The sequence below is a fragment of the Streptomyces sp. NPDC059740 genome, assembly GCF_042733155.1.
Classification (GTDB): domain Bacteria; phylum Actinomycetota; class Actinomycetes; order Streptomycetales; family Streptomycetaceae; genus Streptomyces.
Genome location: NZ_JBHWGP010000008.1, coordinates 124,009 through 147,839, shown reverse-complemented (window position 1 = coordinate 147,839; position 23,831 = coordinate 124,009). Strand labels below are relative to the sequence as shown.

At 75.9% G+C, this 23,831-nt stretch carries 17 protein-coding genes and 1 pseudogene; 12 read left to right on the top strand and 6 right to left on the bottom strand.

All coding sequences use genetic code 11. The features are described 5' to 3' along the window. Window positions 1–49: 49 nt before the first annotated feature. Entirely contained in the window at window positions 50–523 is a 474-nt protein-coding gene (gene sodX / locus ACFV3R_RS13025; RefSeq protein ID WP_385580238.1) for a nickel-type superoxide dismutase maturation protease, read from the top strand. Window positions 524–567: 44 nt separating this feature from the next. Here the strand turns inward: sodX and ACFV3R_RS13020 are convergent. Further along, window positions 568–1,056, bottom strand: a pseudogene (locus ACFV3R_RS13020) (ABATE domain-containing protein); the annotation flags it as partial. 93 nt (window positions 1,057–1,149) lie between these two features. Then, window positions 1,150–2,112 carry an ABC transporter substrate-binding protein gene (locus tag ACFV3R_RS13015; protein WP_385580235.1) on the bottom strand — a complete coding sequence of 321 codons (963 nt, stop codon included), beginning with the start codon at window positions 2,110–2,112 and terminating at the stop codon, window positions 1,150–1,152. Window positions 2,113–2,666: 554 nt separating this feature from the next. On the opposite strand from ACFV3R_RS13015, the gene ACFV3R_RS13010 reads away from it, so the two are divergent. Next, entirely contained in the window at window positions 2,667–3,914 is a 1,248-nt protein-coding gene (locus ACFV3R_RS13010) for an NADP-dependent malic enzyme (protein ID WP_385580231.1), read from the top strand. A gap of 91 nt (window positions 3,915–4,005) precedes the next feature. Next, on the top strand, window positions 4,006–4,968 hold the full coding sequence (locus ACFV3R_RS13005; RefSeq protein ID WP_385580228.1) for a zinc-binding dehydrogenase: 963 nt from the start codon (window positions 4,006–4,008) through the stop codon (window positions 4,966–4,968). A gap of 98 nt (window positions 4,969–5,066) precedes the next feature. Here ACFV3R_RS13005 and ACFV3R_RS13000 read toward each other — a convergent pair whose 3' ends face one another. From ACFV3R_RS13000 to ACFV3R_RS12990, 3 genes are all read right to left on the bottom strand, one after another. Further along, complete coding sequence (locus ACFV3R_RS13000) at window positions 5,067–6,149, bottom strand: helix-turn-helix transcriptional regulator (protein ID WP_385580225.1); 1,083 nt, start codon at window positions 6,147–6,149, stop codon at window positions 5,067–5,069. A gap of 2 nt (window positions 6,150–6,151) precedes the next feature. Continuing rightward, window positions 6,152–7,048, bottom strand: coding sequence for a DUF4097 domain-containing protein (locus tag ACFV3R_RS12995; RefSeq protein WP_385580222.1), 897 nt, complete (start codon window positions 7,046–7,048; stop codon window positions 6,152–6,154). Window positions 7,049–7,333: 285 nt separating this feature from the next. Next, the gene (locus ACFV3R_RS12990; protein WP_385580219.1) at window positions 7,334–7,969 is read right to left on the bottom strand and encodes a TetR/AcrR family transcriptional regulator; all 636 of its coding nucleotides are present in this window, start codon (window positions 7,967–7,969) and stop codon (window positions 7,334–7,336) included. Window positions 7,970–8,138: 169 nt separating this feature from the next. Here ACFV3R_RS12990 and ACFV3R_RS12985 point away from each other — a divergent pair, with 169 nt between their 5' ends. Continuing rightward, on the top strand, window positions 8,139–9,098 hold the full coding sequence (locus ACFV3R_RS12985; protein ID WP_385580216.1) for a beta-ketoacyl-ACP synthase III: 960 nt from the start codon (window positions 8,139–8,141) through the stop codon (window positions 9,096–9,098). 54 nt (window positions 9,099–9,152) lie between these two features. Here ACFV3R_RS12985 and ACFV3R_RS12980 read toward each other — a convergent pair whose 3' ends face one another. Next, window positions 9,153–9,332: a DUF6104 family protein gene (locus tag ACFV3R_RS12980; RefSeq protein ID WP_004937694.1), complete on the bottom strand. Its 180-nt coding sequence runs from the start codon at window positions 9,330–9,332 to the stop codon at window positions 9,153–9,155. A gap of 234 nt (window positions 9,333–9,566) precedes the next feature. On the opposite strand from ACFV3R_RS12980, the gene ACFV3R_RS12975 reads away from it, so the two are divergent. From ACFV3R_RS12975 to ACFV3R_RS12940, 8 genes are all read left to right on the top strand, one after another. Then, window positions 9,567–9,980, top strand: a complete 414-nt coding sequence (locus ACFV3R_RS12975; protein ID WP_385580212.1) for a CU044_2847 family protein — start codon at window positions 9,567–9,569, stop codon at window positions 9,978–9,980. After that, window positions 9,977–12,709 carry a serine protease gene (locus ACFV3R_RS12970; protein WP_385580210.1) on the top strand — a complete coding sequence of 911 codons (2,733 nt, stop codon included), beginning with the start codon at window positions 9,977–9,979 and terminating at the stop codon, window positions 12,707–12,709. Before ACFV3R_RS12975 ends, ACFV3R_RS12970 begins: the two co-directional genes overlap by 4 nt. A gap of 313 nt (window positions 12,710–13,022) precedes the next feature. Next, window positions 13,023–14,075, top strand: a complete 1,053-nt coding sequence (locus ACFV3R_RS12965; protein WP_385580207.1) for an AAA family ATPase — start codon at window positions 13,023–13,025, stop codon at window positions 14,073–14,075. Between the two features lie 7 nt (window positions 14,076–14,082). Next, entirely contained in the window at window positions 14,083–17,535 is a 3,453-nt protein-coding gene (locus ACFV3R_RS12960; RefSeq protein WP_385580203.1) for an SAV_2336 N-terminal domain-related protein, read from the top strand. A gap of 73 nt (window positions 17,536–17,608) precedes the next feature. Then, window positions 17,609–17,863: a hypothetical protein gene (locus ACFV3R_RS12955; protein ID WP_385580200.1), complete on the top strand. Its 255-nt coding sequence runs from the start codon at window positions 17,609–17,611 to the stop codon at window positions 17,861–17,863. Window positions 17,864–18,293: 430 nt separating this feature from the next. Beyond that, a complete protein-coding gene (locus ACFV3R_RS12950; protein ID WP_385580524.1) occupies window positions 18,294–19,412 on the top strand; it encodes an FxsB family cyclophane-forming radical SAM/SPASM peptide maturase in 1,119 nt (372 codons plus the stop codon). 130 nt (window positions 19,413–19,542) lie between these two features. After that, a complete protein-coding gene (gene fxsT, locus ACFV3R_RS12945; RefSeq protein WP_385580197.1) occupies window positions 19,543–22,554 on the top strand; it encodes an FxSxx-COOH system tetratricopeptide repeat protein in 3,012 nt (1,003 codons plus the stop codon). A 173-nt stretch (window positions 22,555–22,727) separates the two neighbouring features. After that, a complete protein-coding gene (locus ACFV3R_RS12940; RefSeq protein ID WP_385580194.1) occupies window positions 22,728–23,693 on the top strand; it encodes a D-2-hydroxyacid dehydrogenase family protein in 966 nt (321 codons plus the stop codon). The last annotated feature ends 138 nt before the right edge of the window (window positions 23,694–23,831 follow it).

The window sequence follows — 23,831 nt, the reverse complement described above, 5'->3', positions numbered from 1 at the left end:
GTCCAGTACCAGGGTGGTGCTGGTGGAGGATGGAACCGGGAGGTGCCGCATGCCGGAGCGGGTGGAGGAGCAGGAGTGTGAGGGGAACGAGGTGGGACGCGGCCTGCGTGCCTTCGGCCTGGCGGAGGTCCACAACCCCTCGATGGTCCCGACGCTGAACCCCGGGGACCGCCTGGTGGTCCGCTACGGGGCGCCGGTGCGGCCGGGAGACGTGGTGGTGGTGCGTCACCCCTTCCGCCAGGACCTGCTCATCGTCAAGCGGGCGGTGGAGCGCCGCGAGGGCGGCTGGTGGGTACGCGGCGACAACCCGTTCGTGGAGAACGACAGCCGGGAGTTCGGCACCGTGCCCGACGAGCTGGTCGTGGCGCGCGCCCTGCTGCGGCTGCGGCCGCCGCGCGAGCTTCAGCGCTCGGCCGGAGCGGTGCTCTCCTGGGCGCTCTCGGCGGTGCGCCCGGTGGGGGTGCCGGCGCCCTCGCCGCGCCCGGCCGGACGCGGTCCCTCCCGGCGCCTGCGGGCGCGGTAGGCGGCGACGTTGGCGCGCGTGGCGCAGCGGTCGGAGCAGTAGCGCCGCGAGCGGTTGGTGGAGGTGTCCACGTAGGCGTTGCGACACGGCGCGGCCTGGCAGATCCCCAGCCGGTCCAGCCCCTCGTCGGCGACCTGCACCGCGAGCCCCATGCAGGCGGTGGCGGTGTACCCGGCGGTGGCGCTGGCCGCGTTCTCGGCGACGTGCAGGTGCCACAGCGGGCGCCCGTCCTCGTCCCGCGTCTCGTGGCCGGAGATCTGCGGACTGACGGGGAACTCCATCAGCAGTGCGTTGAGCAGGTCCACGGCGCGTTCCTCGTCCCCCGCGGCGGCGGCCTCGAAGACGGTGCGGAGCCGCCCGCGCACCGTCCGCAGCCGCGTCACGTCGCTCTCCGTTGCACGGCGGGCCGTCTGCCGGGCGACACCGAACAGCTCGCGCACCGCCGCCACCGAGGTCAGGGTGTCGGTACCGCGGCCGGGCTGCTCGGTGTTGACCAGGCGGACGGCGAAGTCCGCGTAGTAGGCGAGTTCCACGTTCCGTCCTCACGACTGCGCTGCGGCCACCGGGTAACGGTCGGGCCGGGTTCGAGCGTATTACGCCGGCGGCCGCTCACGTCGTGGTGGCGGTCACTTGCCGCCGTTGACCACCGCCTGCGGGACCGCCCCGTCCTTGACGTCCCACTTCGCGAGGATCTTGGCGTACTCGCCGTTCTTGATGATGGCGTCGAGCGCCGAGCTCAGGGCGTCCCGCAACCGGGTGTTGTCCTTGGCGACCGCTATGCCGTAGGGGGCGGCCTCGACCTGCCGGCCGATGAGGGTCAGCGCGTTCGAGCCGTGCGACTCCTGGACCGCGTGGGCCGCCACCGGGTAGTCGGAGGAGACGAAGTCGACGGCGCCGGAGGCCAGCTGCGCCTGGGCCTTCTCGTCGTCCTCGGCCTCGGCCACGTCCAGGGGGTTGGCCGCCGGGCACTTGTCGGCATGGCTGTGCGCGATGTCCTCCGAGACGGTCCCCCGCTCGACGCCGATCCGCTTGCCGCACAGGTCGTCCCAGCTCTTGACACCGTCCGTCGCCCCCTTGCGGCCGTACAGGGCGACACCCGAGTTGAAGTAGTCGACGAAGTCCACGCCCCCGCCGCTGCGCCGGCCGGTGTCGGGGTCCGTACCGTCCTGCCGGGCCTGGGTGTCCGTCATGCCGGCCATCACCACGTCGTACTGCTTGGCGCGCAGGCCGGAGAGCAGGCCGTCGAAGGGGCCGTTCTCGAAGTCGAAGGTGACACCGAGCTGCTTGCCCATGGCGGCGGCGATGTCCGGGTCCAGGCCCATCGTGGCCGCGGAGGAGGAGAGGTACTCCAGCGGCTGGTAGTAGGCCTCGGTGCCGACCTTGATGAAGCCCTTGTCCCGGATGTCGTCGGGCAGCAGGTGGGTCAGCGGTGCGGAGGACTTCTTGCTCGCGCCGGAGCGCGGGTCGTCGGCCTTGTCTCCGCACCCGGACAGGAGCAGGGCCAGCGCCAGCGCGGCCACCCCCGCGGCGGTCGGGCCCGGCCTCCTCTTCCGGCTCGGGGAGGTGGGACGGGAGACGGTTGCGGCCATGGGAGTTCCTCCGGGTGCGGGACGGGCAGGGACTGCTCGCGCCCGGTGCCCGGGGCCTTTCCGGCTGGTGGCGGAGCGGGGTCGCCTGATTACCGGATCTTCCCACCGCACCGGCGCCTTGAGGTCCTCGCGCCGGTCAAAAGTCCATAACGTCAGCCCCTTTGAACACAGTGCGGCTGCGTAAAAACGGCCAAAGGTGTCATCGGCTTCTGTGCGTAGGGGAGTTGGTGCGCGGGAGGTGTCCCGGGCGGTGCGTTGCCGCCGGGGAACGGGGTGGTCGCGGGGGTGCGCGGCGGGGCGCGGGGCCGGCCGGCCGGGGCTCCGGAGGCGCCGGGTGTGGCGAAACAGACTCGTCTCGTGGTGCTCCCTTCGGGTACAAAGGAGCGCTACACCCCTCATCCGGGGCTCAGGGCGCGTGTGCGGCGCGCCCGGCGTCCGTACCTCCCCCTCGCACGGCGGCAAACGCGTCAGGCGGGGAGCGGACGCGGTGCCCGCCCGCTCTCCACATCAGGAGCGGTCACCCTCACCATGTCCAGCAACAAAGGGGTTTCACAGTGGCAGCCGAGATCGTCAATCCCCGGACCGCGGGCGGTGCCGACACCGCCGGTCGTCCGCAGCGGAACGTCAACGACCTCGAACGGAACGGCGACGGGCTCGACCCGGCGTTCGCCCTCCACCGCGGCGGCAAGATGGCGGTGCAGGCGACGGTGCCGGTGCGGGACACCGCCGACCTCTCCCTCGCGTACACGCCCGGTGTCGCCAAGGTGTGCAGCGCCATCGCCGACCAGCCCGAACTTGTCCACGACTACACCTGGAAGTCCCAGGTGGTCGCCGTCGTCACCGACGGCACCGCGGTCCTCGGCCTCGGCGACATCGGCGCGGAGGCGTCGCTGCCCGTCATGGAGGGCAAGGCCATCCTCTTCAAGCAGTTCGGTGACGTCGACGCGGTGCCGCTGGCGCTGGGGACGACGGACACCGACGAGATCGTCGAGACCGTGGTGCGCCTGGCGCCCTCGTTCGGCGGCGTGAACCTGGAGGACATCTCCGCGCCGCGCTGCTTCGAGATCGAGCGGCGGCTCCAGGAGCGCCTGGACATCCCCGTCTTCCACGACGACCAGCACGGCACCGCCGTGGTGACGCTCGCGGCGCTGCGCAACGCGGCCAAGCTCACCGACCGCAGCCTGGGCCAGCTGCGCGCCGTCATCTCCGGCGCGGGCGCGGCGGGCGTCGCCATCGCGCGCATCCTGGTGGAGGCCGGCATCGGCGACGTCGCCGTCTGCGACCGCAAGGGCGTGGTCTCCCAGGACCGCGCGGACCTCACCGACGTCAAGCGGGAGGTGGCCGGCTTCACCAACAAGTCCGGACTCACCGGTTCGCTGGAGGACGCGATGAAGGGCGCCGACGTGTTCGTCGGTGTCTCCGGCGGCACGGTGGCGGAGTCCGCGGTGGCCTCGATGGCGCCCGACGCGCTGATCTTCGCGATGGCCAACCCCGACCCGGAGATCCACCCCGAGGTCGCGCACCGGTACGCCGCCGTCGTCGCCACCGGGCGCAGCGACTTCCCCAACCAGATCAACAACGTGCTGGCCTTCCCCGGCATCTTCGCCGGCGCGCTGAAGGTGCGGGCCTCGCGCATCACCGAGGGCATGAAGCTCGCCGCCGCCGAGGCGCTGGCCGCGGTCGTCGCCGACGAGCTGAGCGCCGACCGCGTGATCCCCTCGCCCTTCGACGAGCGGGTCGCGCCGGCCGTCTCGGCCGCGGTCGCCGCGGCGGCCCGTGCCGAGGGCGTGGCCCGGCGCTGACGCCTCCCGCCGGGACGGGGCGGCCCGCCGGTGGCGGGTCCGCGCCCGTCAGTGGTTCCCTTCGGCGGCCCTCGCGTCCTAGGTTGGCCGTATGTTCGCTGCCTACGCTGCTCGCACCGACCGTGACCGGCCCCTCGACGGACTGCGGACGGGGGAGCGACCCGCGCCGGAGCCCCGGCCCGGCTGGACGACCGTCACCGTCAAGGCGGCGGGTCTCAACCACCACGACCTGTGGTCCCTGCGCGGGGTCGGGCTGGGCGAGGAGTCCCTGCCGATGATCCTCGGCTGTGACGCCGCCGGGGTCGACGCCGACGGCAACGAGGTCGTCCTGCACTCCGTCATCGGCCAGAGCGGGCACGGCGTCGCCCCGGACGAGCCGCGCTCCATCCTCACCGAGCGCTACCAGGGCACCTTCGCCGAACAGGTCGCCGTGCCCACCTGGAACCTGCTGCCCAAGCCGAGGGAACTCTCCTTCGAGGAGGCCGCCTGTCTGCCCACCGCCTGGCTGACCGCCTACCGGATGCTCTTCACCAACGCCGGTGTGCGGCCGGGGGACAGCGTCCTGGTGCAGGGCGCGGGCGGCGGCGTCGCGACCGCCGCGATCGTGCTGGGGGCCGCCGCCGGCCTGCGGGTCCTGGCCACCAGCCGGGACGAGACCAAGCGCCGGCGTGCCCTGGAGCTCGGCGCCGAGGGGGCCTTCGCCCCCGGTGAGCGGCTGCCGCGCAAGGTGGACGCCGTCCTGGAGACGGTGGGGGCGGCGACCTGGTCGCACTCGCTGAAGTCGCTGCGGCCCGGCGGGACGCTCGTCCTCTCCGGCGCCACCAGCGGCCCGAACCCCGAGCGCGCCGAGCTGAACCGGATCTTCTTCCTGGAGCTGCGGGTCGTCGGCTCGACCATGGGCTCCAAGGAGGAGCTGGCCGGGCTGCTGGACTTCTGCGCCGCCAAGGGCGTGCGGCCCGTCATCGACACCACACTGCCGCTGGACCGGGCCCGCGAGGGGTTCGCGAAGATGGCCGAGGGCGAGCTGTTCGGCAAGGTCGTCTTCACGGTCTGAGGCACAACGGGTCGTCCGGCACCGGGCGGGAAGCCCCGCCGCCCCGCCCGGTGCCGGCCCCGCCTGGCGTCGTGCTCCGGTACCAGGCGGGGCCGGCCTCACTCCCCGCGCAGCAGGGAGCCCAGGTCAGCGGCGGTCCGGCCCAACCTGGCCCGGGCGGTGCGGAGCTGCTCCGCCGTCACGCCGTGGTCGCGGGCCGCATCGCGGAGGTCGTCGCGGAAGCGGTCCAGCAGCCGGTCGAACTCGCGGTCGGGGGCGCCCGTCGCCCCGTGGTCCTCGGCCCAGGCGGGCAGCGGCGCCTCGGGGTGCGCCTCGGAGGGAGCGGTCGGCTTGCTCAGGTCGGGCCCCGGGCGGCCGGGCCCGGGCTCCGGGCCCGCCGCCGGACCGGACGCCGTCGCGCCCGGCTGCCCTGCGGAGCCCGGGTCCTGGGGGCCCGCCTCCCAGCCGGAGGTGAAGCGGCCCATCTCCCGCGAGACCTCGGAGAGGGCGTCGCGGACCGCGCCCGCCCAGTCCCCGGTCTGGGCGTGTTCCTGGGCCTGCGCCGTCACCCGCCGGAAGGCCTGCTGCCACTGCTCGCGGACCGCGTCCTGGGCGGCGCGGGCCTGACGACGGGCCTGCTGGGCGTCCTCCCGGGCGCGGCGGCTCTCGGCCTTCGCCCGCCGGGCCTGCTCCTTCCACTCCTCCTTCGCGCGCCGGAAGTCCTCCTTGGCCTGGCGCCAGGACTCCTTGTCCTGGAATCCGCCACCGAAGTACGCGGCCGGGTCGGGGAAGCCGCGCTCGGGGCCGCCGCGGCTGCGGGTGCGCCGCGCCGCCTCGTCGACCTCGCGCCGCAGGTCCTGCGCCGAGCCTCGGACGTCCTCACGGATGTCCGAGGCGAGGGCGGCCACCGACTCGCGGATCTCCAGCTCCAGCTCGGCCAGCTCGCCGCCGCGGTCCGCCAGTTCGGTGCGGCCCGCGTCGGTGATCGCGTAGGTCTTCCGGCCGCCCTCGGAGGTGTGGGTCACCAGGCCCTCGGCCTCCAGCTTCGCCAGCCGGGGGTAGACGGTGCCGGCCGAGGGGGCGTACAGGCCCTGGAAGCGCTCCTCCAGCAGGCGGATGACCTCGTAGCCGTGCCGGGGTGCCTCGTCGAGCAGCTTGAGCAGGTAGAGCCGGAGACGGCCGTGGGCGAAGACGGGGGGCATGGTCAGAGCACCTTCTTCCGGGCGGGCGGGGTGGTTTCGGCGCCGGTGCCGTCGGGGGCGGCGGCCCGGGAGGACTCGTCGGACGGTGGCCGGCGCAGCAGGGCCAGTCCGCCCGAGACCGTGGTGAGCCGCAGCCGGCCGGTGCCCGAGCCGAGCCGGCCGGTGACGCGTTTGGTGCCCCAGGCGCCGCTGACCCGCAGGTCCTCGAAGGCGTTGGAGACGGTGCCGCTCGTGGTGCTGGCCTCGACCTGGGCGTCGGAGGGGTCGGGCAACCGGACGGCCACCTGGCCCGAGACGGTCGTCAGGCCGATGTCGGATGCCGCGGCCGCCTCGTCGAGGTCGACCACGATGTCGCCGCTCACCGTCTCGGCCCGCACCCGGGGGCCGCCGCACTCCATGGCGGTCAGGTCCCCGGAGACCGACTGCAAGCGCAGCTCGCCGGTGACGTGCTGGGCGCTGACCGCGCCGGCGACCGACTGTGCCCGCACCGCCCCGGCGAGCCCGACCAGGGTGCCCTCCCCGGTCACGGTGCGGAAGCTGACCGGCCCGCCGAGGCCGGAGACGACCGTGGCCGCCTCCACCACGCCTACGTCGGCGCCGGCGTCCGCGGGCAGGGTGACCGAGACGACGGCGCGCCGCCGCCGGCCGGAGGGGTCCAGGAACTCCCACAGGCCCTTGCCGGGCAGGTCCTCGTAGCCGATGGAGAGGGCGCCGTCCTGGTAGGCGACGGTGAGCGGCGGACCGTGGACCTCCGTCACCTCCACCCGCGCCGGACCGCTGCCGCGCGCCCCCACGACGTTCACCGCGCCGCCCACGATCCGCACCGTGAGCGCGTCAACGGGTTCCTCGAACTCCAGCGTGCGTGGTCCGGCGACCGGCCACTCGGTCCGCGCTGACATCAGGCCTCCCACGGCAGTAAGGGACGACGCAACATATCGCGTCTTCTCGCAACACGATATATCGCGGTTGCGGAATGTCAACGGGGTGGGGCGCCCGACGCGGCTGCGGTGTGAGGTGCGTGCGCGGGCGTGGCGCGTGTGCGTGGGCGGGCGGGTGCGTGCCGCGGCAAGGAAGCGCCGGCCGCGGGCGGAGCGGGTGCGGGCGCGGGGGTGCCGCGGGCGGCGGTCGGGTGCCGGGCTCGCACGCGGGTGGGGGTGCGGCCTGGCCGGCCGGGGCAGGGAGGTCTAGCGGGGGGAGGGGAGGCGGGGGGTGCCCTCGCCCGACAGGAGCCGGTCGACCGCGCGGCGGGTGCGGTCCGGTGCGGCCGGGTCGCCGTAGAGCTGCACGGCCTGGTTGAGGCTCAGGTAGGTGCCCAGGAGCTCGAAGACGACCTGTTCCACGTCGGTGTCGGCCGGCAGTTCGCCCCGGGCGGCGGCGGTGCGCAGGTCGCTGACGAGGCGCCGCCGCCAGTAGGTGAAGCGGCGCACCACGGCGTCGTGCACCGGGCCGCCGCGGGCGTCGAACTCGACGGTGGCGGTGGTGAAGAAGCAACCGCCGGGGAAGCTGCCGCGCTCCCGCTCCAGGTAGGTGGCCCACGCCTCGCACACCGCCCGCAACCGCGCCAGGCCCGGCTCCCGTCCGGCGGCCGGCTCCCAGACGGAGCGGGAGAAGATCACCGAGGCCCGCTCCAGGGTGGCGAGCTGGAGCGTCTCCTTGGAGCCGAAATGGCCCAGTACGCCCGCCTTGCTCATGCCGAGGTCGCCGGCGAGGCGTCCGATGGTCAGTCCGTCCAGACCCTCCACCGACGCCACGGCGACGCTGTGGTCGACGATCCGCTCCCGCGTCCGGCGGGCCTCGGCGACGGATCTGCGCGGGCTCATGACGACATCGTACGCGACCGCCACCATTTAGCGTCCGACCGATCGGTTGCTATTGTCCCGGGCAGCGCCACGGCCCGAACCGGTGGGACGCCGCCGTCCGCACCGCCCTGCCCTCCTTCGCCCCGCCCACCGACGGTGGGCGGGCCTCGCCGACTCCTCAGGAGCCCACGTGCCCACCACCCGTATCGCCGCGCTCGGCCACCACCAGCCGTCCCGCGTGCTGACCAACGACGACCTCGCCGGCATGGTGGAGACCACCGACGCCTGGATCCGGCAGCGCACCGGGATCGTCACCCGCCGCATCGCCGACGAGGAGTCGGTGACCGACCTCGCCGCCGCAGCCGCCGGGAAGGCGCTCGCCGCCTCCGGCCTCGACCCCCGCGACATCGGCCTGGTCACCGTCGCCACCTGCTCGGCCGTGGACCGCTGCCCGTCCGTGGCCGCGCAGGTGGCCGGCCGGCTCGGGGTGCCGTCCGCGGTCGCCTTCGACCTCAACAACGGGTGCGCCGGCTTCTGCACGGCGCTGGCCACCGCCGAGCACTCGGTGCGTGCGGGCGCCGCGCGGCACGCCCTGGTCATCGGCGCGGAACGGATGTCGGACGTCACCGACTGGAGCGACCGCTCCACCTGCGTCCTGCTGGGCGACGGGGCGGGCGCCGCGGTGGTCAGCGCGGTCCCGGACGGCGGCGAGGGGGACGCGCCGGGCATCGGACCGGTGGTGTGGGGTTCCGACCCGGCCCGCGGCGACGCGGTGCGTCTGCTCGACGAGTGGCGGCCCCGGTTCCGGCAGGAGGGCCAGACGGTCTTCCGCTGGGTCACCACCGAGCTCCCGGACGTGGCCCGGGAGGCCTGCCGCCGCTACGGCATCACCCCGGACGGCCTCGCGGGCGTCGTCACCCACCAGGCCAACCTGCGCATCATCGAGTCGCTGGTCAGGAGCCTGGAGCTGCCGCCGGAGGTGGTGGTCGCCCGGGACGTCGTCGACTCGGGCAACACCTCGGCCGCCTCCGTCCCGCTGGCGCTGGCCAAGCTCGTGGAGCGGCGGGAGGTCCCCGCCGGCGCGCCGGTGCTGCTGCTCAGCTTCGGCGGCGGACTGTCCTGGGCGGGGCAGGTCGTGGCCTGCCCCTGACCTGCGGCGCAGGACGCGGCCGCGGCGCGCGGGGCCACGCGCCGCGGCCGGCGCTCACTCGTCGTCCTCGTCGTCCAGCCGCGCCAGCCACGTCGCCAGCCTCTCCACCGGCACCTCGAAGTCGGGGTTGAGGTCGACGAAGGTACGCAGCTGCTCGGCCACCCAGCCCAGCGTGACCTCCTCCTCGCCCCGGCGGTTCTCCAGCTCCTCGATGCCACGGTCGGTGAAATACAACGCGCTCTCCTGCTGCTCAACTGAGGTTTCCGGCCAGGATAGGCAGGCCGCAAGGATGCTCGCGCAGCGTGCAGACCGGGGCTAACCTGATCGTCTGTCAACGATCCGGCGGCAACCGGGCGCAGGCGTCATCGCGGTCACGGGCCCGGTCGCCGCCCGGCGGACCGCGACCCGCGCGCCCAGAGCGGCAGCCGGTCGCGGCGACGGGCCGTGCGGGGGAGCGGGAGGCTCTGGATGGCGGATCGCGCGCAACGCGTCGTACTGCCCGACGGCACGGAGGTCTGGGCACGGGTGTCCCGTTTCGACGGGGTGGGGGGCGGAGCCGACGGGTTCGAGGACGGCTTCGAGGACGTCTCCGTCTGGGACACCGTGACCACCCGCGTCGAGGGCATGCGCGAGCTGGTCGCGGGGGTCGCCGCGAGCGTCCGGGACGCCACCCGGGCCGCGGCCCCCGACGAGACCAGCGTCACCTTCGGCGTGGAGGTCGCCGCCCGCCCGGGCAAGGCGGTGGCGCTGCTCGCCGGCGGCGAGGTCAAGGCCAACCTCTCCGTCACCCTCACCTGGCACCACGGCGCACCCCGCGAGGAGGAGCCGTCGGCCACCGCCCCCGCGGCCCGCCCCGTCCCCGACGCCGAGGAGGTCAGGTGAGCCCTGCCGAGGGCCGGTCGCACGACGCCGCCGTCCACGGGCCGCTGCTCGACCTGGCGGGCAGGGCCACGGTCGCGGTCCGCGCCGCGCCCGGCAGCCCCGAGAACCAGGCCTGGGGGAGCGGGGTCCTGGTGGCACCGGGCTGGGTCCTCACCTGCGCCCACGTCCTGAGCCGGCACGGCGTCCGGCGGCCGACCGGTCCGCGCGGCGAGGTCGGCTGCGTGCTGAACCTGCCCGCCGGGCGCCGGCTGGTGGCCGCCCGCCAGGAGTACGACCTCACCCGCCGGGTGCCGGGCGGCCCCGTGGAACCCGCGGACCGACCCGACCTCGCCCTCCTCAGGCTGCTGGACGAGGTGCCGGACCACCCCTGCGCCTGGCTGGCCGACCGGTCCGCGGTGCTGCTCAGCCACGGCGCCGCCTTCCGCGGCCACACCGGCACCACCGGCGCGCCCGTCCCCGGGGCCGAGCCCGCGGCGGCCGACGAGGAGCACCACCACCCCCGGGCAGCCACGGGCGACATCGGCTCGCCCCGGCCCCCGGCCGGCGACCCTGAGCGGTACTCCGCCGGCCTGCCGCGGGCCCGTTCCTCCCGGGAGGCGGCACCGCCCCCGCCCGACACCCTCCCCACCGGCGGACCACCCGCCGTCCTCGGGGGCGTGCGGGGCGCCGACGCGCCCACCCGGTCCGGCCCGGGGCCGACCGCCACCGACGTGCCCGCGGCGGGCCCGCTACCGGCCCCGGCCCTCCCCTACGAGGCCCCGCCGGCTCCCCCCGGGGCAGCCCCCGCCCCACCCGGCGGCGCACCGCCGCCCGGTCGCGTCGGCCGGGTCCCGGCACCCCAGAACGGCAGCGCCGTCGACGCCCTCACACCCCCCGGGGACGGCCCCCGCGCGCGGAAGGCGCAGGGCGAGGCCGGCGAGATCCTCGCTCTCGGCGGGGACGGCACCTTCGCGGTGGGCGACCCGGGCCGCCTCCCCAAGAGCGCCGAGGACGCCTTCAGCGCGGGCCCGGCCCGCGGGAGGAGTGAGGGCCGGCGCGCCGGAACCGGCCCGACGCCCCCCACCGAGGCCGCGGCACCGGACGACCCGCCGGGGCCCGACTCCTTCGTCCTGGTCCGCTTCGGCGGGCAGCACGGCCACGCCCTGATGCTCGGCAGCGACGTGCGCATCACCCCCGGCGCCTCCGGCGGCCCGCTGCTGGACTGCGACCGCGGCGAGGTGATCGGCGTCATCCGGCGCAGCCACCGGCAGGACGTGGTCGCCGTCGCCGAGCCCGTCAGCCTGCTGCGCGGCCTCCACCCCGACCACCAGGTCCCCGGCACCCCCGGGCTGGGCCCCGACCCGTACCACGCGCTGATGTCCCTCCACGACCGCTGGCACTGGCAGCGGTCCCGGCTCGGCGGCGACGGCGAGGAGACCTGGCTCGACGCGCAGCGCACGGTCACGGCCGAGGCGGGCAGGCCGTGGGGGGTCGAGGAACGCCTCCTGGCCTTCGAGATCCTCTCCCGCCTCCCCGCACCGCGCGACCCCGCAGCGGTGCGCGAGGCGGTGGCCCGGGCGTTGCCGGGCCGGCAGATCCCGCCGGCCGTGCCCCTGCCGACCTGGCGTGACGGGCACGGCGCCCTCTACGTCACCAACGACGCCTACGGCGAGCTGCGCAACGTCGTCCACTACCTGCGCATCGTGGCGGAGGAGACCGCGGCCGACGCGCGCGAGGCGGCCCGCGAGGCCGGGCCCGGCGAGACGGCCACCGCGGCGCAGGCGGTGCGCGCGGCGGCCGACCTGGAGCGGCTGGTCGAGCTGCGGGCGCGCTCGCTGAGCGCCCAGGACCGGGCCGCGATCGGACCGGTGCGGGCCCGCGTCACCAGCGTCCTGGTCGACTTCGACCCGCTGTTCTACGGCGAGGGCGACACCGCACACGTCAACTGGTCGGTCAGCGAGGGCTACGGGGACGGCCGCTGGGACGTCACCGACCTCCACCAGTCACCCGCGGGGGTGCCCTTCGAGGAGGCGCAGGCCCTGCTGCTGCGCCGGCTGGGCCCCCGGCTGCTGGCCGCCGACCACGCGGGCGCCACGGCCGCGGCGGGGGGCGGCGCCGGGCCGGTGCGGCTGGAGGTCGTGGTGCCCGAGGGCTACTGGCACCTGGCCGCCGACCGCTGGAGCCTGCCCGCCTCCACCCGCCGCACCCGCCGCACCCATCCGGTCGGCGAGTTCCGGGCCGTGGTGCTGCGCGACTCCGAACGCCGGGGCGGCGAACACCCCGCCTGGGACGCCCACTTCGACCGGCTGCGGAACGCGGCGCGCCTGGTCGCGCTGCGCGTGGGCCCGCGGGAGGCCGGCCGGGCGGTGGGGCCCTCGCTGCGCAGGCTGCTGCGGGACGCGGGGCCGGGAGCCGTGCCCACGCTGTGCCGGTCGGTGGCGTGGGGGCCGGGCCAGGACGTCGTCTACGAGTCCCTGCAGGGCGGCCATGCGGTGGCGCTCTGGTTCGCCCAGGGGCACGAGGACCGCGGCTGCGACGAGGAGTGCGACCGCCGGCACCAGCTCCTGGACGCCTTCCTCGCCGACTGCGGCGCCGTGGCGGACCTGCCCGAGCGGGTCCGGGAACTGCGCGAGCAGGTGGCCGAGGGCGAGGCGCCCTGGGCACAGGGCCTGCTGCTGCTCTACGACGACCCCCGCGACCCCCTGCCGCCCGTCTTCGGCCGCAGCACCCACCTGACCGCCGCCCCCTGACCCGCGCACCCGCCGGCCCCGCGCGCCCGCGCGCGACACCCCGCTCCGGCGCCCCGGGCCCCGGGGCCGGACGGGGAGCGGGCCTGCCGGGCGGGGCGTGCGCCGGAGGCAACACGCCGCCCGTGCTCCGGTGCGGCAACGAGGTCCGGAATACGTCCGGTGTGGCGTCGCGGGGATGGGTACTGTCTTAGCGTCAGGAGCGGCGGACCGGGCTTTCGAAGCGGTGGGGCGGGCCGGGCACGCCGCGGGCCGCCTCCCGGGTACACGGTGCGGCGTGGTGGCGGATGCTTGTCCGGCGGCGAGGAGTTCCGACGTGAGCGACTGGCTCATCTATCGTGGCGCGGGGGCCCCGCACGACGGCATCGAGCACCTGCCGCCCCCGCCTCCCTGGCGGGATTTCGACGGGGGCCCGCTGGTGCCGCCCCCCGCCGCGCTCGACCACTCCTCGGAGCGCCGGCTGGGCGTGCAGCGACGCGAGGCCACCTACCACCGGCCGGGCGAGACCGAACGCGAACTCGTCAACGCCGCCCTGTACCTGCGCCGCCCCCTGCTGGTCACCGGCCCGCCCGGCAGCGGCAAGTCCACCCTGGCCCACTCCGTCGCCTACGAGCTGGGCCTGGGCAAGGTGCTGACCTGGCCCATCGTCAGCCGCTCCACCCTGCGCGACGGCCTCTACCAGTACGACGCCATCGGCCGCCTCCAGGACCTCCAGATCGCCCGCGCCACCCCGCACGCGGAACAGGCCCCCGACCCGCAGGGCGACGCCGCCGCGGAGCCGGGCGGCGGCATCGGCCGCTACATCCGCCTCGGACCGCTCGGCACCGCCCTGCTGCCCACCGCCCGCCCCCGCGTCCTGCTGGTCGACGAGCTCGACAAGAGCGACATCGACCTGCCCAACGACCTCCTCAACGTGCTGGAGGAGGGCGAGTTCACCGTCCCCGAGCTGGAACGCCTGGCGGCCAGCGCCCCTGAGGTGCCGGTGCTCACCGACGACGCGCGGCAGGTGACCGTCCGCGGCGGGAAGGTGCGCTGCCACGCCTTCCCGTTCATCGTCATGACCAGCAACGGCGAGCGCGACTTCCCCGCCCCGCTCCTGCGCCGCTGCATCCACCTGCACATCCCCGCCCCCGACAAGGAGCGGCTGGCCGGCATGGTGCGGGCCCACTTCGGTGAGGACGCCGCCGAGCGGTACGAGTCGGTCATAGACCACTACCTGGACCGCGACCCCGGCGACGTGCGCGCCGTGGACCAGCTCCTCAACGCCATCCACCTCACCCAGCAGGCCGGCTGGGCGGACGCGGACGAGGAGCAGACCCGAGCACGACTGACCTCGGCGCTCATGCGCCCCCTCGATCGGATGAGGTGAGACACGCGTGGCCGCCGGCTCCGCCCTGCCCTTCGGCGACGGCTCGCACCCGCCCCGCCGTGCCGTGACCGGGCCGGGCGCCGAGGGGAGCGCCCCGCCGCAGCCGGCAGCAGCCGGACCGGGGGCCGCGGCCGGCCCGCCGGCGGGCTCCGGCGCCTTCGGCCGGCTCGTCGAGCGGCTGCGGGCCGGCGGGGTGCCCGCCGACGCCCGCGCGATGGCGGACGCCCTCTGGCTCGCCCAGTGGATCACGCGCCCGGAGCGCTCGGCCCCCGCCGAGGACCCCGGTCTCTCCGACGCCCCGCCCCCCGACCGACCACTTTCGGCCATCACGGCGGACGCGAGCCCCCCGCACCCCGAGGAGCCCGGCCCGGTGGCAGCGGACCGGGACCAGCAGCGCACCGGCGCCCGAAGTATCGCCCTGCTCGCCGTCGAGGACACCGCCGCCGCCCCCGGCCCGGGCAGCCGGCGGCTGGGCGAGGTCGCGGTGCCCGTCGCCGCCGCGCTGCCGGGCCTCCTGCCGCTCCAGCGGGCCCTGCGGCCCATACAGCGCTACCAACCGCCGGTCTCGCCCGCCCGGCGGGAACTGGACGAGGCCGCGACCGCCGAACTCTCCGCCCGCAGCGAGATGGTGGTCCCGGTACTGCGCGGCGTGCGGCGCCGCGCGGCCGGCCTGCGGCTGCTCATGGACGGCTCCGCCTCGATGGCCGTGTGGGAGCAGACCCTCCGGGAGCTGCGGCACGTCTGCGAACGGCTGGGCGCCTTCCACGACGTGACCGTCCACTACCTGCGCCCCCTGGGCGAGGACGTCGGGGTGGCGCCCGGGCCCGGCCCCACCGCCCCGGTGCGCCCGGCCGCCCAGCTCCACGACCCCACCGGCCACCACCTCACCCTCGTGGTCAGCGACTGCGCGGGACCGCTGTGGCGCGACGGCCGCATGCAGCGGCTGCTGCACACCTGGGTCGCCGACGCCCCCGTCGCCGTGGTCCAGCCGCTGCCGCAACGCATGTGGGGGCACACGCTGCTGCCGGCCGTCGCCGGGACCCTGCTGCGCCGGCAGGGCCCCTACCGGGCGCTGGCGTTCGAGCCCGCGCGGCGCCGCCGGGCCGCGGCGGCCGTGCGCCGCGGGGCGCGCCGCGAGCGGCCCGTCCCGGTGCTCTCGCCGGCCCCCGCGGCGCTCGGCACCTGGGCGAGGCTCGCCGCCGCCGACGCCGGCCTCTCACTGCGGGGCGCGGCGGCCATGGTCCGCGCCGACCACGGCACCGGCGTCACCCTGGCACCCGCCCTCGGGGCGCACGGCACCGCACCCACCGACCCCGCAGCCAGGGTCGCGGCGTTCGAGCAGACCGCCTCCCCCGACGCCCGCCACCTCGCCGTCCAACTCTCCGCGGTCCCGCTCTGCCTCCCCGTCATGCAGCTCGTACAACGCGCCATGCTGCCCCACACCGGTCCGGCCGAGCTGGCGGAGGTGCTGCTGAGCGGCCTGGTCGAGCAGACCGGCCCGGCGGGGGGCGAGGACGGCCCGCCACCCGCCGGCCCCGGTGGCCAGGACGGGACCGCGGGCGCCGCCGGCCCCTGGTACTCCTTCGCCCCCGGCGTGCGCGACGAACTGCTGGCCCGGCTCAGCGCCACCGAGGCCGCCCTCGTCCTCAAGCACTGCTCGCTCTACGTGGAGCGCACCTACGGCCGCGGCGCGCGCAACTTCCCGGCCGTCGCGGTCGCGGTGCTCGCCGGCGGCAGCCGGGAGCCGGAGACCGGCGCCGGTGCCGTGCCCGAGCCCTTCGCCCGGGTCTCCGAACGCGTCCTGCGCCGCTTCGAACCCGCCCTGCGGACCACGCCCCCCGCCGCCCAGGCCGACGGAACGCCGGACGGCCGCTTCCTGCTGGCCCGCTTCGAGCAGGAGGGCGACGCCCGGGACCTGCTGGAGGCGCTGCGGCTGCTGCGGGCCGAGGCGGCCGACGCGCCGGTCACGGCCGGAACACCGTGGCCCGGCACCGACCTGGCCCGCGCGCTGCTGCACGGCTGGACCACCTGGCGCCGCCCCGACTCCCTGGCCGAGGCCGAGCAGGCCGCCCGCGACGCCGTCGCGCACACCGTCCCCCGGGGCGACCAGGAGCACCCGCGGGCGCTGCTGGCCCTGGCGGAGGTCTGCGCCGCGCGCGCCCGCGAGCGGCACGAGGCCGAGGACGCCGAGGGGGAGCGCGCCGCCCTCACCACCGGCGCCGGCGCGCTGCGCACCGCGTGCGCCACCATGGTCCCGCCCGACGAGCGCCTCACACCCGCCCTCTGCCTGCGGGCCGACCTGCTGCGCCGGCTCGCCGCGCTGCCGGCCCCGGAGCCCGGGGGCCCGGCCGAGGACGAGGACCCGCTGGCGGACGCCGAGACCTCGCTGACCGCCGTCATGGAGCGCTGGCAGGGCGGCGCGGAGGTGCCGGGCGCCCTGTACGCGGCCCGCGGCACCGTCCTGCTCGACCACGCCCGGCGCAGCGGTGCCGGAGCGGGCCGGTCCGCCGTGCGGGCCGCCGCCGACCTCACCACCGCGCTCCGCCTGCTGCCGCGCGAGCGCGCCGGGGACCGCACCGTCTCCGCCGTCCTGCTGGACCTCGCCGACGCCCGGCTGCTGGCGGGCGAGAGCACCTCCCTCACGGACGTGCTCGACCTGCTGGAGCGGGCCCGCGACCGCGCCCACCAGGTGGGTGACACCGCCCTGGAGGCGACCGCCCTGCGCCGCACCGCCGACGTCCGGCGGACCCTGCACGAGCGCACCGGCGACCTGGCCGCCCTGGACGCCGCCGCGGCGGCGCTCGCGGCAGCGCTGCGGCTGTCCGCCCCCGACACGGCCGAGCACACCGAGCTGCTGGTGGAGCGCGGGGCGGCCCTGGTGGCCCGGGCCCGGCTGGCCGAGACCCCGCAGACCGGGCGGCGGCTGGCCTCCGACGCCGTCCACGTCCTGCGGGAGGCGCTCGCCCGGGTCCGGCCGCAGGACCCGCGACTGGCCGCGCACCGGCTCCTCTTCGGCCGCGCACTGCGGCTGCGGCACCAGTGGCGGCCCTCCCTCTCGGACCTCTTCGAGGCGGACTACGTGCTGGAGGTGGCGGCCCGCGGCACTACCGACCCCGTGGTGTGCGCGGAGGCCTGGCTGGAGGTCGGGGACGTCCAGCTTCTGCTGGACGAACGGACCTCCTCACGGGAGCGGCACGACCGGGCGGCGGCCTGCTACCGGCGGGCCGCGCAGGCCGCCCAGGAGGCGGGCAGCCCCGTGCTGACGGCGCGGGCGTACCACCGCCGGGCCGGGGTGCTGGCGGTCAACGCCGGGCCGCAGGCCGCGTTGCGCGCCTACCGCGACAGCTGGGAGCAGTGGCAGCGGGCGGGGGAGGCACGCAGTGCCGAGGCCCTGGCCACCCGGCGGCGGATCGCGGAGCTGGAGTCCCGCGGCGGCCCGACGGAGGCCGGGCACCCCTGACCGGGCGGTGTTTGGCCGTCCGAGCCCAGCGGGAACACCTGTGTCGAGCCAGCCTGAGGAGAACAGTGTGGCCGTGACCGTGAGGACGACCTCACCCCCCACCACGGCGGCCGTCGCACCACCGCCGCCCTCGTCCGGGCCGCCGTCCCCCTCCCCGGAGCGGTTGCCGGCCCTGCGGGCCCGCGGCGTCGAGGCGGTGGCCGAGGTCGCCACCCACTGCGACCACCCCGTGCTGGCCAGGGTCGCGGCGGTGCTGGTGCGGGACTGGCAGCCGATGGGGGAGGCGGTCGCCTTCTACAACGACGCTCCGGAGCGCTTCTTCAGGTGAGGGGACGCCACCGGAGGAGCGCCGGACAGGGCGGCGGCGAGGGGCCCGGTGGCGTGAGCGCGCCGACGGAAGGTGAACACCCGGCAGCGAGCACCCCACCGGCTGTGTTCACCGAAAGCCCTTGTCCGACCGCTGAGGGACGTGATTCGGGCAATCCAGCGTCATAACACGCCACTTGGAGACCCGTCCCGCTTCGGACCCGGACCTGCGGGCCATGGATGCAGCAGATGACGGACGCTGCACGGCGTGCCACAGGGCGAGGCGGGGGGAGCCGCCGGCGCCGCCCGCCCCGTCCCGCGGGCACCGCGTCCGGCCGGGACCGTCGCCGGGCGCCCGCCCCGAGGACGCGGGACGGCCGAGGGCAGGGGGAACCGTGACGGGCGAGACCAGTACGGTGGCGGCCGTCCCGATACGGCAGTTCGTGCTCAAGATGCACAGCCGCTGCAACCTGGCCTGCACCTACTGCTACCTCTACACCGGCCCCGACGACACCTGGCGTGACCGTCCCTCCCGCGTGGCCCGCCCCACCGTGCGCCGCACCGCCGAGCGCATCGCCGAACACGTCACCGTCCACGGCCTGCGCGCCGTCCGCATCGACCTCCACGGCGGCGAACCCCTGCTCGGCGGAGCCGAACCCCTGCTGGAACTGGCCGCCCACCTCCGCGCCCAGCTCCCCGCCGGGTGCGAGGCCAGCCTCGGCGTCCAGACCAACGGCACCCTCCTCACCCCGGCCCTCCTCGACGCGCTCGCCGACGCCGGCTTCCACATCGGGCTCAGCCTCGACGGGGCGGGCGCCGAACTCAACGCCCGCCGCGTCGACCACGCCGGCCGCCCGTCCTGGCCGGCCGTCCGCCGCGCCGTGGAGCTGCTCACCACGCGGCGCCCGGAGGCCTTCGCCGGCATCCTCACCACCGTCGACGTCCGTGCCGACCCCGTCGCCGTCTACCGCTCCCTGCGGGACCTGCACCCGCCGACCCTGGACTTCCTCCTGCCGCACGCCAACTGGTCCGCCCCGCCGCAGGCGCCCCCCGGCGCACCGCCCCGCCCCCACGGACGCTGGCTGTGCCGGGTCTTCGACCAGTGGTGGCACGAGCGTGAACCCGCGCCCCCGGTCGGACTGTTCACCGAGGTCATCGGCCTGCTGCTGGGGCGTCCCAGCTCCAGCGAGGCGGTCGGGCTCTCACCGGTGGCGGCGCTCGTCGTCGACACCGACGGCGCCATCGAACAGGTCGACTCGCTCCGCTCCGCCTACCAGGGCGCCGCATCCACCGGCCTGGACGTCTTCCACCACAGCTTCGACGAGGCACTGCGACACCCCGGCGTCCTCGCCCGGCAGAGCGGTCTGGCGGGTCTGGCCGCGGCCTGCCGCAGCTGCGCCCTGGTGGAGGTGTGCGGCGGCGGCAACTACGCCCACCGCTACCGCGACCGGGAGAGCGGCTTCGTCAACCCGTCCGTCTACTGCCCCGACCTCGAACTGGTGATCCGGCACGTGGCGGACCGGCTCGCCGCCGTGCTCCCGCCGACGCCGGCCGACTCCGCCAGAAGCTGACGAGCCGACGGATCGCGGGTGCAGACTTGGGTTATCGTGCCGCTGGGCCGGCCCGGCAACCGGCCCGTGGCGGCACCCCGTACCCGCTCGTCCGTCCAGTTTTCCTCCACGTTCGCAGGGAGACGGTCGCATGGCCGAACAGTCCGCTACCACCGGCTCCAGGGAGCACGTCACCATCAGCTACGCGGGCTTCAACCGCCCGTGGGCCGCGTGGATCTCCCACCAACTGGAGCAGCTCGGCCACGGCACCACGCTGCTGCGCTGGGACCCGGCGGCCCACACCCCCCTCACCGAGGAGCTCACCGCACTGCTGGGGGCGCAGGGCCGGCTGCTGATGGTGCTGGACGACTGGTACTTCCGGCTCGGCCCCAAGACGGACGAGGAGTGGAGCGCGGCCCTCCAGGAGGTCGTGCCCCCCAACCTGGAGCGGTTCGCCGCCGTCAGCGTCGCCGCCAGCCGGCTGCCGGCCACCGTCGCCGCCCTGCGCCCGGCGGACCTGCGCGACCTTGACGCCGTCGAGGCGGGACGCCGCCTGCTGCACCGGCTCGGCATCACCGCCCCCAAGGAGTCCCCGGCCATCGCGTCGGCCGGCCTGGTGCCGGCCCCGCGCTTCCCCAACGACCCACCCGAGATCTGGAACATCCCCCGCCGCAACAACCGGTTCACCGGCCGCGACGCGGTCCTGGAGGAACTCCACAACCGGCTCGCGGGCAGCGGCACCCTCAACACCGCCGCCCCGCAGGAGACGCGCATCGCCCTCTACGGCATCTCCGGCATCGGCAAGAGCCAGATCGCCGCCGAGTACGCCCACCGCTTCGGCAACGACTACGACGTGGTCTGGTGGGTCAGCGCCACCCACCGCGGCACCGCCCGGGAACAACTGGCCGAACTCGCCACCCGGCTGGGGCTGCCGGTGGGCCGGGAGATCGGCGACCGCATCCGCGCCGTCCACGAGGCGCTGCGCACCGGCCGCCCCTACCGGCGGTGGCTGCTGGTCCTCGACAGCGCCGACGACATGGAGCAGGTCGAGGACCTGGTGCCCGACGGCCGCGGCCACGTCCTGATCACCACCCTCACCCGCGACTGGTCCGGCTCCGGCAGCGCACAGGAGATGGAGGTGCGGCCCTTCCAGCGCGAGGAGTCGGTGGCCTACGCCCGGCGGCGCGCCCGGCGCCTGACCCCCGAGGACGCGCACGACCTCGCGGAGGCCGTCCAGGACCTGCCGCTGCTGCTCAACCAGACGGCCGCCTGGCTGGACGCCAACCCGATGCCGGCCCGCGAGTACATCGACCTCATCCGGCGCGGCGAACCCAGCCTGCTGGGCATCCGCATCTCCACCGACTACCCGATGGCCTTCCAGACCAGTTGGGCCATAACGCTGAACACGCTGCGCGAACGCAGCCCCGTCGCCGTCGAGCTCCTCAAGCTCTTCGCCTACTTCGCGCCCGACGCCATCCCGGTGGGCCTGGTCGAGGGCGCCCGCACCTCCCTGCCGCCCCACCTGCGCGACCTCGCCTCCGAGCCCATCAGCTGGAACACCGCGCTGCGGCGCCTGACGGAGTCCACGGCGGTCAGGCTGGACTACCAGACCTCCGGCGCGGCCGACCTCGCGGTCGAGACCGCCCAGATGCACCGCCTCTACCACCGCTTCCTGCGCGCCGACATGCTCGACGACGAGCACGACACCTTCTCGGCAGCCGCCTGCCGCGTGCTGGTCGCCGCCAATCCGCAGAACCCCGCCGACACCCGCACCTGGGACCGTTACGCCGAGATCACCCGCCACCTGGAGGCCGCGGGGGCCCTGCGCAGCCCCGACCCCGCGACGCAGGAGGTGGTCATCAACTGCGTGGACTACCTGAGGGTCCGCGGCGAGTACCGGACGGGCCTGCGGCTGTGCGAGCAGTTCATCGCCCAGTGGAGCGGACGCCTGGACCCCTCCGCCCGCGTCATGCTGGTCCTGACCCACCAGCACGCCAACATGCTCCGCCTCCTGGGGCGGTACCGGGAGGCGGAGGCGGTCTGCAGCCGGGTCGCCGAGTTCCTCGCCGCGGAGCGCGAGGAGAACGACCCCGACCTGGTGCGCGCCCGCGACGGTCTGGCCGGCACCCTGCTGGCGCTGGGCGAGTACGGCCGGGCCCACGACCTCTTCGCGCAGGGCGCAGCCGCCTACGAGACACTGCTGGGCCACGACCACCCCCGCACCCTCGCCACCCGCAACAACCTCGCCGTCTCCCTCAACCTGCTGGGCCGCCACGCCGAGGCGCTGACCACCTTCGGCGAGGTCCTGGCCCTGCGCGAGCAGCGGCTGCGGGCCCGGCACTACCTCACCCTCGGCGCGAACACCTCCTACGCGCGCACCCTGCGCCTGCTGGGCCGCTACGGGGAGGCCATCTCCCGTCAGGAGCTCAACGTCCGCGTCCACCGGCAGGTGATGGGCGAGCACCACCCGCAGACGCTCCACGCCGAGCACGTACTCGCGCTCTGCCTGCGCCGCTCCGGTGATCCGGTCCAGACCGAGGAGCTCATGAGCCGGGTCGTGGAACGGCTGCTGCGGGTCCAGGGCTCCCGCGACCCCTCGGCGCTGATCGTCCAGGCGGACTATGCGACGTTCCTGCGCGAGCACGGCGACCCGGGGCGCTCCCGCGCCCTGGCCGAGGAGGTCGCCGAGCGTTACCGGCAACTGGTCGGCCCACAGCACCCCTACGCCGTCGGCACCCTGGGCAACCTCGCCCTCAACCTCGCCGAGCTCGGCAGCCACCAGGAGTCCCTCGACCTCGCCGAACGCGCCCTCGCCGGCATGACCCGGGCCGTCGGCCCCGACCATCCCTGGACACTGGGCTGCGCGCTCAACACCTCGGCGGCCCGCAACCGCGTCGAGGACGACCCGGGCGCCCACGAACTCGACCTCGACACCGTCGAACGGGCGCGGACCGTCCTCGGCGACACCCACCCCCTGACGCTGTCCGCCAAGACGGCGCTCGCCCACGACCTGCGCCGCCTGCGCCGTGGCCCGGAGGCCGCCAAGGTCGAACAGGAGGCGGTCGCCCAGCTCGCCGAGACCCTCGGCCCCCACCACCCCCACACCCTCTCGGCCCGCCGCCGGCAACGGCCGTACTGGGACTTCGAGCCGCAGCCGACGTGACGGCGGTGCCGGACGCCGCTTCCGCCAGGCGGGCGTCCGGCACCGGGCCGATGCAGGGCCCCGCGCGTCCCGGCCGGAGTCTGCGCCGCCCACCGGGGCCGGCGGGGAGGGAACGCCGCCCTTCCCGCCGTCCCCCGTGGACACCCCCGCCACCCCGGCATAGCGTCCCGCCCATGACCTACCGCTGTGCCGTACTCGACGACTTCCCCGGGGCGGCGACCACCCTCGGCGACTTCTCGCCGCTCGCCGACCGGGTGGACGTCACCTCCTTCCCCCGCCACTTCGCCACCGAGGACGAACTGGTCGCCGCCGTCGCCGACTTCGAGATCATCGTCACCTTCCGGGAGCGGGTGGCCTTCCCCGCCTCGGTGCTCGACCGGCTGCCGAGGCTCCGGCTCCTGGTCGCCACCGGCGCCCGCAACACCGTCATCGACTACGAGGCGGCCCGCCGGCGCGGCGTCACCGTGTGCGGCACGCCCAGCGCCGGCGCACCCCCCGTCGAACTGACCTGGGCGCTGATCCTGGGGCTGGCCCGCCACCTGGTCACCGAGGCGGGCGCGCTCCGCTCCGGCGGCCCGTGGCAGTCCACCGTCGGCTGGGACCTGCGCGGACGGCGGCTCGGCGTCCTCGGACTGGGCCGCATCGGCACGCAGGTGGCGAAGGTGGGCCTGGCCTTCGGGATGGAGGTGAGCGCCTGGAGCCGCAGCCTGACCGAGGAGCGGGCCGCCGAGGTGGGCGTGCAGCGGGCGCCCTCCCTGGACGAGCTGCTGGCCACCAGCGACGTCCTCACCGTCCACCTGGCACTCAACGAGGGCACCCGTGCCCTGGTCGGGAAGCGGGAACTGGCCCTCATGCGGCCCACCAGTCATCTCGTCAACACCGCGCGGGCGGCGATCGTCGACCAGGAGGCACTGTTCGCCGCACTCCACGAGGGGCGCATCGCCGGCGCGGCCCTCGACGTGTTCGACGTCGAGCCGCTGCCCGAGGACCACCCGGCCCGCTCGGCGCCCGGCCTGCTGGCCACCCCGCACCTCGGCTACGTCTCCCGCGACAACCTGCGCACCCAGCTCCAGGGGGCGGTGGAGGACATCGAGGCGTTCCTGGCGGGGGAGCCGCTGCGGGTCCTGGGCGCGGACTGACCACCGGCCGGCGCGCGCGGAAGGGGTGGGCCCCCCCCCCCCCCCCGGGGGGGGGCCCCCCCCAAACCAACACCACCCCCCCCCGCACCCCCGCGCCCCGGCCCCCAACCCACCAAAAACAACGGGCGTGGGGTGGCC

Excerpts from the sequence above, each read along its gene's own strand:
- sodX (WP_385580238.1), top strand. The coding sequence starts at position 50 with ATGCCGGAGCGGGTGGAGGAGCAGGAGTGTGAGGGGAACGAGGTGGGA.
- ACFV3R_RS13015 (WP_385580235.1), bottom strand. The coding sequence starts at position 2,112 with ATGGCCGCAACCGTCTCCCGTCCCACCTCCCCGAGCCGGAAGAGGAGG.
- ACFV3R_RS13005 (WP_385580228.1), top strand. The coding sequence starts at position 4,006 with ATGTTCGCTGCCTACGCTGCTCGCACCGACCGTGACCGGCCCCTCGAC.
- ACFV3R_RS13000 (WP_385580225.1), bottom strand. The coding sequence starts at position 6,149 with ATGCCCCCCGTCTTCGCCCACGGCCGTCTCCGGCTCTACCTGCTCAAG.
- ACFV3R_RS12995 (WP_385580222.1), bottom strand. The coding sequence starts at position 7,048 with ATGTCAGCGCGGACCGAGTGGCCGGTCGCCGGACCACGCACGCTGGAG.
- ACFV3R_RS12990 (WP_385580219.1), bottom strand. The coding sequence starts at position 7,969 with ATGAGCCCGCGCAGATCCGTCGCCGAGGCCCGCCGGACGCGGGAGCGG.
- ACFV3R_RS12975 (WP_385580212.1), top strand. The coding sequence starts at position 9,567 with ATGGCGGATCGCGCGCAACGCGTCGTACTGCCCGACGGCACGGAGGTC.
- ACFV3R_RS12950 (WP_385580524.1), top strand. The coding sequence starts at position 18,294 with ATGCACAGCCGCTGCAACCTGGCCTGCACCTACTGCTACCTCTACACC.
- fxsT (WP_385580197.1), top strand. The coding sequence starts at position 19,543 with ATGGCCGAACAGTCCGCTACCACCGGCTCCAGGGAGCACGTCACCATC.
- ACFV3R_RS12940 (WP_385580194.1), top strand. The coding sequence starts at position 22,728 with ATGACCTACCGCTGTGCCGTACTCGACGACTTCCCCGGGGCGGCGACC.